The organism is Bradyrhizobium sp. CCBAU 51627, from assembly GCF_028128765.1.
GTDB lineage: Bacteria > Pseudomonadota > Alphaproteobacteria > Rhizobiales > Xanthobacteraceae > Bradyrhizobium.
The window spans coordinates 172488-185433 of record NZ_LBJG01000002.1; the positions used below are offsets into that span (position 1 = coordinate 172488).

A 12946-nucleotide genomic window follows, 5' to 3' on the forward strand; every position below is an offset into this window, starting at 1 on the left:
TCAATGCGCCCTGCTATTCTGGGTTAGAGTAATTCCGGCTTGTGAATCGGTAACAGCCCACTACTTCAACACGAACAACAATAAAAACAGCGACCCCTAAACTTCCCATCACGGCTGGGTGCGGCATGCCTGCGCGCCCGTCGACCCCAAAAGGATGATCCCCCATGGCCAATGCCCGCAAGATCCTGATCGTGGATGACGATACCGATCTGCGCGATACGTTGGTGGAGCAATTATCGCTGCACGAAGAATTTGAAGCCTCCGCTGTCGATACTGGCGCCAAGGGTGCGAGCGCCGCAAAGGCCAATGCCCCCGATCTGGTGCTGATGGATGTCGGCCTTCCCGACACCGATGGCCGCGAGGTGGTCCGCTCCTTGCGCAAAGGCGGCTTCAAGGCGCCGATCATCATGCTGACGGGCCACGACACCGACTCCGACACGATTCTGGGCCTGGAATCCGGGGCCAACGACTATGTCGCAAAGCCGTTCCGCTTTGCCGTGCTGCTGGCCCGCATCCGCGCCCAGCTCCGCCAGCACGAGGCCAGCGAGGACGCGGTGTTCTCGGTCGGCCCCTACTCCTTCCGTCCGGGCTCCAAGATGCTGACCGCGGCCAATGCCCGCAAGGTGCGCCTCACCGAGAAGGAAACGGCGATCCTGCGTTTCCTCTACCGGGCCGGCCAGATGCCGGTGTCGCGCGAGACCCTGCTCCAGGAGGTCTGGGGTTATAATTCCGGCGTCACCACCCACACGCTGGAAACCCACATCTACCGCCTTCGCCAGAAGATCGAGAAGGATGCCGCCAACCCGGAAATCCTGGTGACGGAAGCCGGTGGCTACAAGCTGGTGCCGTGATACGTTCCAGGAACGCGCGATTCGTCGTAAATTGGCGCGTTCCTCGAGCCTCGGACCGGAATGTCAATCGACGATGACGTAGCGCTGCTTGAGCGTGTCCCGACACTGCGCCTGTTGGGAGACGCCTCGTTGCGCATGCTCGCGATCGGCTCCGAGCAGCGGGACTTCGTTCGCGGCGATATCCTGTTCAATCTCGGTGACGATGCCGACGCCGGCTTCGTGGTCCAGCGCGGCGCCTTTCGCGTCGATGACGGCGCCGGCGCCGAGATGATCGCGGGTCCCGGCACGCTGATTGGCGAGCTCGCGCTGGTCGTGCCGATGAAGCGGCCGTCGAGCGCGGTCGCGCTGGAGCATTCCTCCGTCATCCGCGTCGCGCGCAGCCTGTTTCAGCGCGTGCTCGAAAGCGATCCTGCCGCCGCGGTCCGCCTGCGCGACGAATTCGCAGTCCGCTCCAGCCAGATCGCCAGCGATATCCTGATGGCCGGCGCGAAGCTGAATACCTGAATTGCAGTCGCCCTGGCGAAAGCCGGACCCATTACCCCGAATGTTCGTGGCTTGGCGCGGACACCGACACATCGCGTGTAACGACAAAAGCTGGTGGTCATGGGCGCTGGCCTTCGCCAGGGCGACGTCAGATGTCCAGCGTCACCGTGACGGGCACGTGATCCGAGGGCCGCTCCCAACTGCGGGCATCGCGCAGGATCCTGAAATCCTGCACGGCATCCTTCAGCGCGCGCGAGACCCAGATGTGGTCGAGCCTGCGGCCGCGGTCGCCGACGGTCCAGTCGGCGGAGCGGTAGCTCCACCAGGTGTAGACCTTTTCCGACATCGGAATGCGGTCGCGCGCGACGTCGACCCATTCGCCGGCTTCGAGCGCCGCCTTCAGCTTCTCGGTTTCCACAGGCGTGTGCGAGACGACTTTCAGCAGCTGCTTGTGCGACCACACATCGTTCTCGTGCGGCGCGACGTTGAGATCGCCGACCAGAATGTGACGGTCCTCACCGCGCGGATGCAGCGGCTCGCAGGCCTTCATCTCATCGAGGAAGCGCAGCTTGTGGTCGAACTTTTCGTTCAGTGCGGGATCGGGAATGTCGCCGCCGGCAGGCACGTAGAAATTATGCAGCACCAGCGGCCTTGCGATGTTCGCCTTCGCGCCGAACGACACCGAGATGTGGCGCGAATCCACCTTGTCGCAGAAGGTGCGGATGTCGGTGGACTCGAACGGAATCTTCGAAACGACGGCGACGCCGTGATAGCCCTTCTGCCCGTTCAGCGCGACGTGCTCGTAGCCGAGCCGCCTGAAGCGCTTCAGCGGAAAGGCATCATCGATGCACTTGGTTTCCTGGAGGCACAGCACGTCCGGCCGCGCGTTCTTGAGAAACTTCGCGACCAGGTCGATGCGCAGCCGCACCGAATTGATGTTCCAGGTTGTGAGGGAAAGACGCATGGGAACGATCTAACAAACTCCCTCCGTCATGGCCGGGCTTGACCCGGCCATCCACGTCTTTTTGTGCGGGCCAAAAACGTGGATGCCCGGGACAAGCCCGGGCATGACGATCATCGGCGCGGACATCAACGCTATCCCGGCGCCGGGCCGTAATTGGTGAAATCGATCTTGAACATGCTGGGATCGAGCTTCTTGCCCGCATCGAGATTGTAGACCGCGACCGTGGTGTCGTAGCCCTGCGGGTCCGTGACGGTCCATTGCTTCAGCTGGCCGTCCTTGGCGCCGATCATCAGCAGGAGGCGGCTGGTGCCGACCAGTGCCTGCTTCTCCTCGATGGTGACGCTGATGAAGAGATCGTCGGAGGTGACGTTGACGACGTTGGTGTCCTTCATCAGGTCGATGCGGTCCGACAGCAGGAAGCGCAGCGGCGTCTGCGACAGCGGGTAGACGTCCTGCGTCGCGAGCTTGCGGTCGCGCACCACAACCGACGATCCGTCGGCGATGATGTCAATCGGGCTCGGCGGATCATATTCGAAGCGGAGCTTGCCCGGCTTCTGGATGTAGAAATCTCCCTGCGTCTTGCTGCCGTCGGGGCCGACCTGGACGAAATTTCCGACCAGCGTCGACAGCGACGACAGATAGGCGCTGACCTTGGCCGCTTGCGCCTTCTGCTTGTCGTCGAAAGTCTGGAAGATGCTGCTCGGCACGTTGCGGCGCGGATCGGGAATCACCGGATTCGGCGGCGCCTGTGTTGCACCGGTGACCGCCGGCCCGCCCGAAGGCTGAGCACTGTCGCGGCCTTTCGGTGCCGGCTTCGGCACGGGTACGTTCTGCGCAAAAGACCCTGCGGTGGTCACCATCGCCGCGGTGACGAGAAGCATGCCAGCCACGCGCGCGCCGCGCGCCGCGAATGAGGCTGCGAATCGAATGTCCGGATGTCTGGTCAACGCGTCGTCCTGTGTGGCTGGGCGTCGTTTTAGCGTGATTTCGGGCAAAAGCAGAGATCGATTTTGCGTGAAAATGTCATTTGAGGCGCGGTGCCTCACATATGGCTGTCTTCTTCCTCGACCAGAATCTCGCGTTTGCCGGCGTGATTGGCGGGTCCGACGATGCCTTCCAGTTCCATGCGCTCCATCAGTGATGCGGCGCGGTTATAGCCGATTTGCAGGCGGCGCTGGATGTAGCTGGTCGAGGCCTTGCGGTCGCGCTTGACGATCGCAACAGCCTGCTGGAAGAGGTCGCCGCCGCCATCCGCGCCCATTCCACTGGCGTCGAACACGGCGCCGCCGTCTTCGTCCTCGTTCGGCTCTTCGGCGGTGACCGCTTCCAGATATTCCGGCTGACCCTGCGTCTTGAGATGGCGTACCACCTTCTCGACTTCTTCGTCGGAAGCAAAAGGTCCGTGCACGCGGCTGATGCGGCCGCCGCCCGCCATGTACAGCATGTCGCCCTGGCCAAGCAGCTGCTCGGCGCCCATCTCGCCGAGGATGGTGCGGCTATCGATCTTCGATGTGACCTGGAAGGCGATGCGGGTCGGGAAGTTCGCCTTGATGGTGCCGGTGATGACGTCCACCGACGGACGCTGTGTCGCCAGGATCACATGCAGGCCGGCGGCGCGCGCCATCTGCGCGAGGCGCTGCACCGCGCCTTCGATGTCCTTGCCGGCGACCATCATCAGGTCGGCCATTTCGTCGACGATAATGACGATGTAGGGCAGCGGATCGAGCGAGAGTTTTTCCTCCTCGTAGATCGCCTTGCCGGTTTCCTTGTCGAAGCCGGTGTGCACCGTGCGCGTCGGCTCCTCACCCTTGGCTTTCAGCTCGAGCAGGCGCGTGTTGTAGCCGTCGATGTTGCGCACACCGAGCTTGGCCATGTTCTTGTAGCGCTCTTCCATCTCGCGCACCGCCCATTTCAGCGCGACCACCGCCTTCTTGGGGTCGGTCACGACCGGCGTGAGCAGATGGGGAATGCCGTCATAAACGGAGAGTTCGAGCATCTTCGGATCGACCATGATCAGACGGCACTGATCGGGCCGCAGCCGGTAGACCAGGCTGAGGATCATGGTGTTGATCGCAACCGACTTACCGGAGCCGGTGGTACCGGCAATCAGCATGTGCGGCGTACGTGCGAGGTCGATGATGACAGGGTCGCCGCCGATGGTCTTGCCGAGGCAGAGCGGCAGTTTCGCAACCGTGTCGGTGGCTTCCTTCGCTACCAGCAATTCGCGTAAATAGACTTTCTCGCGATGCGCGTTCGGCAGCTCGATGCCGATGGCGTTGCGGCCGGGCACGACGGCGACGCGCGCCGACAACGCGCTCATCGAGCGCGCGATATCGTCGGCCAGACCAATCACGCGGGACGATTTGATGCCGGGCGCCGGCTCCAGCTCGTACAGCGTGACGACGGGGCCCGGATTGGCCTTCACGATCTCGCCGCGGACGCCGAAATCCTGCAGCACGCCTTCGAGCGAGCGCGAATTGGTTTCAAGCTCAGCCTTGCTGAGCGGCTGGCGGTCGCCGGCCTTCGGCGCGGCCAGCATGGAGACGGAGGGAAGATCGAATTTGTCGGAGCCCTTCTTGGCCGCCGCCTTCGGTGCAGCCTTCTTGCGCGATGCGCGCGCGGGCGCCTCTTGCTCTTCTTCCTCCTCTTCCTCTTCTTCCTCTTCGTGCTCGTCCTCGTAGTCTTCGTCCCTGGACTGCGGTGAGATCGAGGGTGCGGCGCGTCCGCCGCCGAGATTGGGCTCCTGTCGGCTGAACGAAACGGCCTTGGCCTTCGGTCCGCTCGAGACCAGCGACCGATAGGCCGCGCCAAACAGCCAGATCAGCCGGGCCTTCGTGCTCATCAGCGCGTGGAACAGCCAGCCCAGCGACACCGAGCCGCGGTCGCTCTCCTCGTCGTCATCGAGCGACTTGTCATCGTCCTCGATCTCGCTGAGCGCGTCCTCATGCTCTCGTGCGCCCAGACCGCAGGCGATCAGGAACGTCGCGGCCAGCGCGACGAACAGGATGGCGCCGAGCACCAGGCGATAGATCACGCCGGGCGGCCCGAAGATCACCGCAGGCGCGCGCACCAGCGCATCGCCGACCACGCCGCCGAGCCCGGTCGGCAGCGGCCAGGCGCCGCCATGCGGCCAGCAGCTGACAAAGCCCGCCGCGATCACGGTGCAGAGAATCCAGCAACCGAGCCGCAGCGCCTCGCGGTCGAACGGGCGGTGGGTCATCATGCGCCAGCCCCACACCGCGACGGTGAGGATCAGCATGATCGCGCCGAGCCCGAGGATCTGCATGGCGAGGTCGGCGCCAATCGCACCGGCATAGCCGAGAACGTTGCGGATCGGCCGCGAGGTGGCATGGCTGAGGCTCGGGTCCTGCACCGACCAGGTCATCAGCGCGGCGGAGGCGAGGCCCGCCAGCGTGATCAGGCCGAGGCCGGTGAGCTCGCGCATACGCCGCGCCAGACCCTCGCGGATCGAGGGCGGCAGATGGCCGACCAGGGGAAAGACACGTTCGATTGCCGACATGCTCATGGGCCCCGCCTAACCCAGAGTTTCAACCAGCCGGTGCAGCGCTTGCGCCGTGGTCTCGCTATCCTGCACCAGCGCCAGCCTGATATAGCCGGCACCGGGATTGAATCCGTCGGGCTGTTGCCGCGCCAAGAAGCTGCCGGGCACCACGCGCACGCCCGCTTCCTTGAAGAGTTTCAGCGTCACCGACACGTCGTCGCCGATCTCGGACGCGTTGAGCCAGACGCAGAAGCCGGCATCGGGCCGGCGATAGCCGTAACGATTGCCGATGATCTGGTCGGCGAGATCGAACTTGATCCGGTAGAGCCGGCGATTCTCCTCGACATGCGCCTCGTCGCCGTAGGCAACGGTCGCGACATGCTGGAGCGGCACCGGCACCTGGGGCGCTGCGATGTTGCGCAGCTCCAGGAACATGCCGATGAATCTCTTGTCGCCGGCAGCGAAGCCGACGCGCAGGCCCGGCAGGTTGGAACGCTTCGACAGCGACTGAAACGCAGCCACGCGGGTGAAATCGGGACCGGCGCATTCGAGCGCGCTGCCTGGCGCCTGGCGGGTGTAGATCTCGGAGTAGCACTCGTCGCTGAGGATCATGAAGCCGTGGCGATCGGCCAGCTGCTTCAACCGCGTGAAGTAATCGCGCGAAGCGACCGAGCCCTGCGGATTGGCGGGCGAGGCCAGATAGAACGCGACAGTGCGCGCCAGCGTCGTCTCGTCGATCGCATCGAGATCAGGCAGGAAGCCGTTTTCGAGCGTGGTCGGCAGGTGGACCGGTTCGCAGGCTGCTGCGAGGGCGCCGGCACCATAGACTGGATAGAACGGGTTCGGCATCAGAATGGCGGGCTTGCCGGGACGCGGGCCGACATAGCGCGCTGCCGCCATTGCGGCGAGGAACAGCCCTTCGCGGCTGCCATTGAGGACAAGGATCTCGGTCTTGGGATCGAGCGCGCGCGGTAGCTTGAAGCGCGACGACAACCAGGCGCCCGCTGCGTTCCGGAACGGCTCGGTGCCCTGATTCATCGGGTACCGGCCGAAATCGGCGATGTGCTTGGCCAGCACCGGGCCGACGAAATCAGGCACCGGATGCTGCGGTTCGCCGACCGCGAGCGAAATCAAGGGCTTGCCGGGCTGATGCGGCGCCAACAGCTCGTTCAGCCGGACGAAGGGCGAGCGTTCGTTGTTGGAGCTTCCACTGGCCTGCGGCGCACGGGATGAAGCGGTCATGACCATTCTGGGCGCCAGTACTCTCGGAACGGCCGGTCGCGCGCGGGGCGCCGGCGGGAAAGCGGTTCAGTTCACCATAGATAGGGCGAGGTTAAGACGCGATTAACCATCGGCCGGCCCGCCCGTCCAGAGCGGGAATAATGAGCCCGGATAACAACGGGATGGTGTGCCCCGGGTGCCCGTCATGGCCGGGCTTGTCCCGGCCATCCACGGCCTTTCCTGCCGTCCGAAAGAACGTGGATGCCCGGGCCTTCGCCCCGCCGAAGCGGCTTCGGCCGCGCAGGCGGGACAAGCCGGGCATGACGAACCCGGCCATGGGGCCTTCATCGCCCCGGCAGCTTCTCGAATGTCTTCAGACCTGCGGGGATCGTGTGGAATTCCTGCATGTCGCAGGTGTAGATCGCCATCTGCGGCTGGAACTGTTCCGGCTCGTCCAGCGTGCCGACCTTCACCACAGTGGCCGGCAACCCCGGAACCTTGGTCACCAGATGCGTGCCGCACTCCGCGCAGAATTCGCGCGTGACGGGGCGTTCGAGGTCCTTGCGGGTGAACTGCTTGGGCTGTCCGGTGATGTAGGTGAAGCCGGTCGCCGGCATCGCGATGAAGGTGTTGGGCGCACCGCCCGAGATGTACTGGCACTCGCGGCAGTGACATTGCGCCTGCATCATCGGATCGCCCTCGGCGACGTAGCGCACTTCGCCGCAATAGCATCCGCCTTCCAAACGCATGACGACCTCCCATGTTGTTGTTCGTTGTGGCCGCTATTTCTGCGCCGGCAATCCGGAATGGCAATCCCCTATCTGCGGAGCGCGGGCCAAAAAGAAAGGGGCTCCAACTTGCGCTGGAGCCCCTTAACGGTCGGGGCATTGCCGGGTATGTGCCCCAAACCGTAGGAGTGGACGCGATCCCCGAAAGAAGATCGCGCCCGGGAGGAGAGGTTACATGTTGTAGGCGCGTTCCGTGTGGTCGGTGATGTCCAGACCTTCACGCTCGCTCTCGACATTGGCGCGGAGGCCAACGATCACGTCGACGACCTTGTAGAGGATCGCCGAACCGACGCCCGACCACACCAGCGTGGTGCAGACGGCTTCGATCTGCGAGAGCATCTGCGCCGCGAAGTCGTAATCGGCAACCTTGGGCGGGATCGCGGTGTAGTCGATGATGCCAGCACCACCGAGAGCCGGATTGACCAGGATGCCGGTGCCGAGGGCGCCGACGATGCCGCCGATGCAGTGCACGCCGAACACGTCGAGCGAGTCGTCGTAGCCGAGCGCGTTCTTCACGACGGTGCAGAAGAACAGGCAGACCACGCCAACCACGAGACCGAGGACGATCGCGCCCATCACGCCGGAGAAGCCTGCAGCAGGCGTGACGGCCACGAGGCCCGCGACAGCGCCGGAGATGACGCCGAGCACCGACGGATGACCCTTCACGATCCACTCCGCGAACATCCACGACAGCGCAGCGGCCGCGGTGGCGACGAAGGAGTTGGTCATGGCGAGCGCAGCGCCGCCGTTGGCTTCGAGGTTGGAGCCGGCGTTGAAGCCGAACCAGCCGACCCAGAGCAGCGAGGCGCCGATCATCGACATGGTCAGCGAGTGCGGAGCCATCAGCTCCTTGCCGTAGCCGACGCGCTTGCCGATCAGCAGGGCGCCGACGAGACCGGCAATGCCGGCGTTGATGTGCACCACGGTGCCGCCGGCGAAGTCGATCGCGCCCTTCTTGAAGATCCAGCCGGCGTCGGCGTTGATCTCGTCGAGCTTGGCCTGGGCCGCGGTCTTCGCCGCCGCATCAGTCGCGGCAGCCAGAGCCTTGGCCGCATCCTGGATCGCGTCCGGGCCCGGCCAGTACCAGACCATGTGCGCGATCGGGAAGTAGATCAGCGTGACCCAGAGCGGGATGAACAGGGCGATCGCCGAGAACTTCATGCGCTCGGCGAAGGCGCCGACGATGAGGGCGGGCGTGATCGCCGCGAAGGTCATCTGGAAGCACACATAGACGAGCTCCGAGATGTTGGCATCGACCGAGAAGGTCGCGGCCTTCGAGTCGGTGGTTACGCCCATCATGAAGGCCTTGGAGAAGCCGCCGATGAAGTCAGAGCCGCCGGTGAAGGCGAGGCTGTAGCCGTACACGGCCCAGATCACGGTGACGACGCAGACGGTGTAGAACACCTGCATCAGGACCGAGAGCATGTTCTTGGACCGAACGAGGCCGCCGTAGAACAGCGCAAGACCCGGGATCGTCATCAACAGCACGAGCACCGTCGATGTCAGCATCCAGGCGTTATCCCCCTTGTTGACCGTTGGCTCGGCATAGGCTGCGGTCGCAGCGAACAGGCCGACTGCGAGAGCTGCCAATCCCGCGCCATAGGGACGCTTAAACGTCATTTCATTTACTCCTGATTGAATTTTGGTTGAGCGCGAAATCAAAGGGCCGCGGCGTCGGCCTCACCGGTGCGGATGCGGACCGCATGGTCGAGATTGATGACGAAGATCTTGCCGTCGCCGATCTGCCCGGTTTTCGCGGCAGAGGTGATGGCGTCGATGGTCTTGTCGACCTGCTCGGAGGCGATAGCGACTTCGATCTTGATCTTGGGCAGGAAGCTCACGGCATACTCGGCGCCGCGGTAGATTTCCGTATGGCCTTTCTGACGGCCATATCCCTTGACTTCCGTCACCGTGAGACCGTGAACGCCAATGGCGGTCAGGGCGTCACGGACTTCTTCCAGCTTGAATGGCTTGATGATCGCCATAACAATTTTCATGGGTCCTATCCCCGCTTGGGCCCGGTCCGGACGTGGCCGGGCGTTTCTCGACTGGTTCGCCACGAGGGAGAAAGTTTCACTACGCGGGCACAGCCGGGCCCCTAGAATCAAATGCCGTGCCAGATCGGGAGGCTTGCCTAACGGACTATGAAAACGGGGGTTTTCGCGTTTGGCTTGTATTGCGCTGCAGTGCGCTATTACGTCGCGCTCAATACGTGGTCAGCCCTGATTAAAATCAGGGCAGCAACAGGCTGCCGACACAATGTTGCTCACGCACCGGGCAGCTCGATGGTATGTTATTACAGTCGTAGCCCTGAGATATCTCGAACCCTCGCGCCCCTGCTCACAGGATACGCGCAAGGCGGCGGGGCGGGCTCGCGCGGACGGGCCCTGCCAAAAGATATCCGGCCAGGGGCCGTTACCTCTCCGTCAGGCGGCGTCGCGCTCTGCGAAGACCCGATCGACCAGGCCCCACTCGACCCCCTCCTGCGCGGTCATGAAGTGGTCGCGGTCCAGCGTCCGTTCGACCTCCTCTTCGGTCCGTCCGCAATGCTGCGCATAGAGTCGGATGATGCGCCGCTTGGTTTCCTGCATCTCGTTGGCATGGATCAGGATATCGGAGGCCTGGCCCTGAAAGCCGCCGAGCGGCTGATGCACGTGAAGGCTCGCATTGGGCAGCGCGGCGCGGTGACCGGGCTCGCCCGCCATCAGCAGGAACGAGCCCATCGAGCGCGCGGTGCCCATGCACAGCGTATGCACCGGCGCCTTGATGAACTGCATGGTGTCGTACATCGCGAGGCCGGAGGTGATCACGCCGCCATAGGAATTGATGTAGAGATTGATCGGCCTGTTGGGGTTCTCTGCTTCCAGGAACAGGAGCTGCGCGCAGACGAGGCCCGACATCGCATCATTGACCTCGCCATTGAGGAAGATGATGCGCTCGCGCAGCAGCCGCGAGTAGATGTCGAAGGATCGTTCCCCGCGCGCGGATTGTTCGACGACCATAGGGACGAGCTGAAGCATGTCGCGCATCGGCGACCTCCATGTCTTTAAGGTGATGAAGTTTGGTGGTGTCAGGCCGCTGCGCGCATCAGGCAGCAATTGCTGTTGGCCGGCTGCGGCAGCTTGGTTCTGATATCGCAGGCCTGCTGGATGATGCGAAACCGCGTGCCGCCTGACACGTTCGGCTCGAGCCTGAAGATGACGTGGCTTTCGCGAAAGGGCGGTTCGGACTCGCGCATCCGGTAGCGCACCTCTTCGCCGGGGATTGATGATTCCGGCTCAGTGCCCGCAAGGTCGCAATCCGGCAGCCAGCGCTCGCGCAATTCAGGAATGGTCACGGCACGCCAGACTTTTGCCGGCGGTGCATCGAAATCGAATTCGAGCACCAGCTTTGCGTCGGGGCGGTCAAGCTTTGCGGTGTCGCTCATTGATCCATGTCCTTATTGGTCCATGTCTTTGAGGAGATCGGCGAGTGCTTCCATGCGCTTCGGCCAATAGGCGCGGTAGCGCGCGAGCCATGTCCCGATGGCGGCAATTCCGTCCGGATCGACTTCGTAATTCACAAAGCGGCCTTGTCGCTGTTCGCGCACGAGGCCTGCCGCGCGCAGCACCGAAAGATGCTGCGACATCGCCGGCTGGCTGATCTCCAATCCGTCGCGCAAGGCGCTGGCATTTTGGCTTCCGTCCGCGAGCCTCTCAAAGACCTTGCGGCGCGTCGGGTCTGCCAGCGCTTTGAAGATATCGGCTTCGATCATGGTAACACATAAGCACGTACTTATGTGTCGCGCAAGCCCTTACTGCAGCGCCTCGCCGTGCTGCGAGATATCGAGCCCCTCGAGCTCGTGCTCGCGCGAGACGCGCAAGGGCACGAACAGGCCGACCAGCTTGAGCAGGATGAAGCTCACGCCCGCCGACCAGACGAAGGTGACGGCGACGCCGTAGAGCTGGATCAGCAATTGCTGCGGATGGTCTTCGAGCAGGCCGGCCGTGCCGCCGATCGCACTGGTCGCGAACACGCCGGCGAGCAGCGTGCCGGTCAGCCCGCCGATGCCGTGGACGCCGAACACGTCGAGCGAGTCGTCGTAGTTGAAACGGTGCTTCAGCCAGGTGCAGGCCCAGTAGCAAATGACGCCTGCGGCGATGCCGATGGCGATGCCGTGCCAAGGCGCGACGAAGCCCGAGGCCGGCGTGATGGTGCCGAGCCCGGCCACCGCGCCCGAGATCATGCCGAGCACGGAAGGCTTGCGCCGCGTCGACCATTCGATCGCGCCCCAGGTCAGCGCGCCCGAGCACGCAGCGAGATGCGTCGCGATGATCGCCATCACCGCGCGCGAATTGGCAGCACCGGCCGAACCGCCGTTGAAGCCGAACCAGCCGACCCACAACAGGCCGGTGCCCATCACCGCAAGCGAGAGATCGAACGGCGAGAGATTATCGGTGCCGTAGCCGTGACGCCGCCCCATCACCTTCGCGGCGACAAGGCCGCCGGTGCCGGCCGACAGATGCACGACGAGACCGCCGGCGAAATCCAGCACGCCCATGCTGTTGAGGAAGCCGCCGCCCCACACCCAATGCGCCAGCGGAATGTAGACGAAGATGAACCAGGCGACCGAGAACAAGAGATAGGCCGAGAACCGCATCCGGTCGGCGACCGAGCCTGCGACCAGCGCCACCGTGATGATCGCGAACGTCATCTGATAGAGCATGAACAGCGCTTCCGGGATCGTCTTCGCCGCCGGGTTGATGCTGTCCATGGTCATGCCGGCCAGGAACCAGCGGTCGAGCGTGCCGAGCCACGGGCCGTCGCCGACAAAGCACAGCGAATAGCCGAACGCGACCCAGAGGATCGAGATCAGCGTCACCGCGGCCAGGCTCTGCGCCATGGTTGCAAGCACGTTCTTCTTGCGCACCATGCCGGAATAGAACAGCGCCAGTCCGGGGATCGTCATCATCAGCACCAGCGCGGTGGCGACGATCATCCAGGCGGTGTCGGCCGTGCTGATCTCCGAGGCCGCCGCGCGCGCCGGCGAAGCCAGGATCGAAAAAAAGATCGACAAAACTCCGACCGGCGCAGCCATCGCAGCTACGCGGCGCAACAATTCCGCCATGTCATTTCCCCCGGCACAGTGATGGCATCG

13 protein-coding genes are annotated in these 12946 nt (G+C 63.9%); 2 read left to right on the forward strand and 11 right to left on the reverse strand.

Features of this window, described 5'->3' with window-relative positions:
• Window positions 1-164: 164 nt before the first annotated feature.
• A complete protein-coding gene (locus XH88_RS01110; protein ID WP_007598630.1) occupies window positions 165-851 on the forward strand; it encodes a response regulator transcription factor in 687 nt (228 codons plus the stop codon).
• A 60-nt stretch (window positions 852-911) separates the two neighbouring features.
• Window positions 912-1355 carry a cyclic nucleotide-binding domain-containing protein gene (locus XH88_RS01115; protein ID WP_271613578.1) on the forward strand — a complete coding sequence of 148 codons (444 nt, stop codon included), beginning with the start codon at window positions 912-914 and terminating at the stop codon, window positions 1353-1355.
• A gap of 127 nt (window positions 1356-1482) precedes the next feature.
• Here the strand turns inward: XH88_RS01115 and xth are convergent, their stop codons facing one another.
• From xth to XH88_RS01170, 11 genes are all read right to left on the reverse strand, one after another.
• Window positions 1483-2298 (reverse strand): exodeoxyribonuclease III, encoded by an 816-nt coding sequence (gene xth / locus XH88_RS01120; RefSeq protein ID WP_271613579.1) that lies wholly within the window; start codon window positions 2296-2298, stop codon window positions 1483-1485.
• A 131-nt stretch (window positions 2299-2429) separates the two neighbouring features.
• A complete protein-coding gene (locus tag XH88_RS01125; RefSeq protein ID WP_271613625.1) occupies window positions 2430-3188 on the reverse strand; it encodes an outer membrane lipoprotein carrier protein LolA in 759 nt (252 codons plus the stop codon).
• Between the two features lie 152 nt (window positions 3189-3340).
• Window positions 3341-5824, reverse strand: coding sequence for a DNA translocase FtsK (locus XH88_RS01130; protein ID WP_271613580.1), 2484 nt, complete (start codon window positions 5822-5824; stop codon window positions 3341-3343).
• Between the two features lie 9 nt (window positions 5825-5833).
• Window positions 5834-7048: an aminotransferase class I/II-fold pyridoxal phosphate-dependent enzyme gene (locus XH88_RS01135; protein WP_271613581.1), complete on the reverse strand. Its 1215-nt coding sequence runs from the start codon at window positions 7046-7048 to the stop codon at window positions 5834-5836.
• Between the two features lie 317 nt (window positions 7049-7365).
• The gene (locus XH88_RS01140) at window positions 7366-7770 is read right to left on the reverse strand and encodes a GFA family protein (RefSeq protein WP_271613582.1); all 405 of its coding nucleotides are present in this window, start codon (window positions 7768-7770) and stop codon (window positions 7366-7368) included.
• A gap of 210 nt (window positions 7771-7980) precedes the next feature.
• Window positions 7981-9429, reverse strand: coding sequence for an ammonium transporter (locus XH88_RS01145; protein WP_271613583.1), 1449 nt, complete (start codon window positions 9427-9429; stop codon window positions 7981-7983).
• A gap of 38 nt (window positions 9430-9467) precedes the next feature.
• Complete coding sequence (locus tag XH88_RS01150; protein ID WP_164938363.1) at window positions 9468-9806, reverse strand: P-II family nitrogen regulator; 339 nt, start codon at window positions 9804-9806, stop codon at window positions 9468-9470.
• Window positions 9807-10235: 429 nt separating this feature from the next.
• Entirely contained in the window at window positions 10236-10838 is a 603-nt protein-coding gene (locus XH88_RS01155; protein ID WP_271613584.1) for an ATP-dependent Clp protease proteolytic subunit, read from the reverse strand.
• Window positions 10839-10879: 41 nt separating this feature from the next.
• Window positions 10880-11236: an SRPBCC family protein gene (locus XH88_RS01160; protein WP_271613585.1), complete on the reverse strand. Its 357-nt coding sequence runs from the start codon at window positions 11234-11236 to the stop codon at window positions 10880-10882.
• A 12-nt stretch (window positions 11237-11248) separates the two neighbouring features.
• Complete coding sequence (locus XH88_RS01165; protein WP_271613586.1) at window positions 11249-11563, reverse strand: ArsR/SmtB family transcription factor; 315 nt, start codon at window positions 11561-11563, stop codon at window positions 11249-11251.
• A gap of 39 nt (window positions 11564-11602) precedes the next feature.
• The gene (locus XH88_RS01170) at window positions 11603-12916 is read right to left on the reverse strand and encodes an ammonium transporter (RefSeq protein ID WP_271613587.1); all 1314 of its coding nucleotides are present in this window, start codon (window positions 12914-12916) and stop codon (window positions 11603-11605) included.
• Window positions 12917-12946 lie beyond the last annotated feature (30 nt).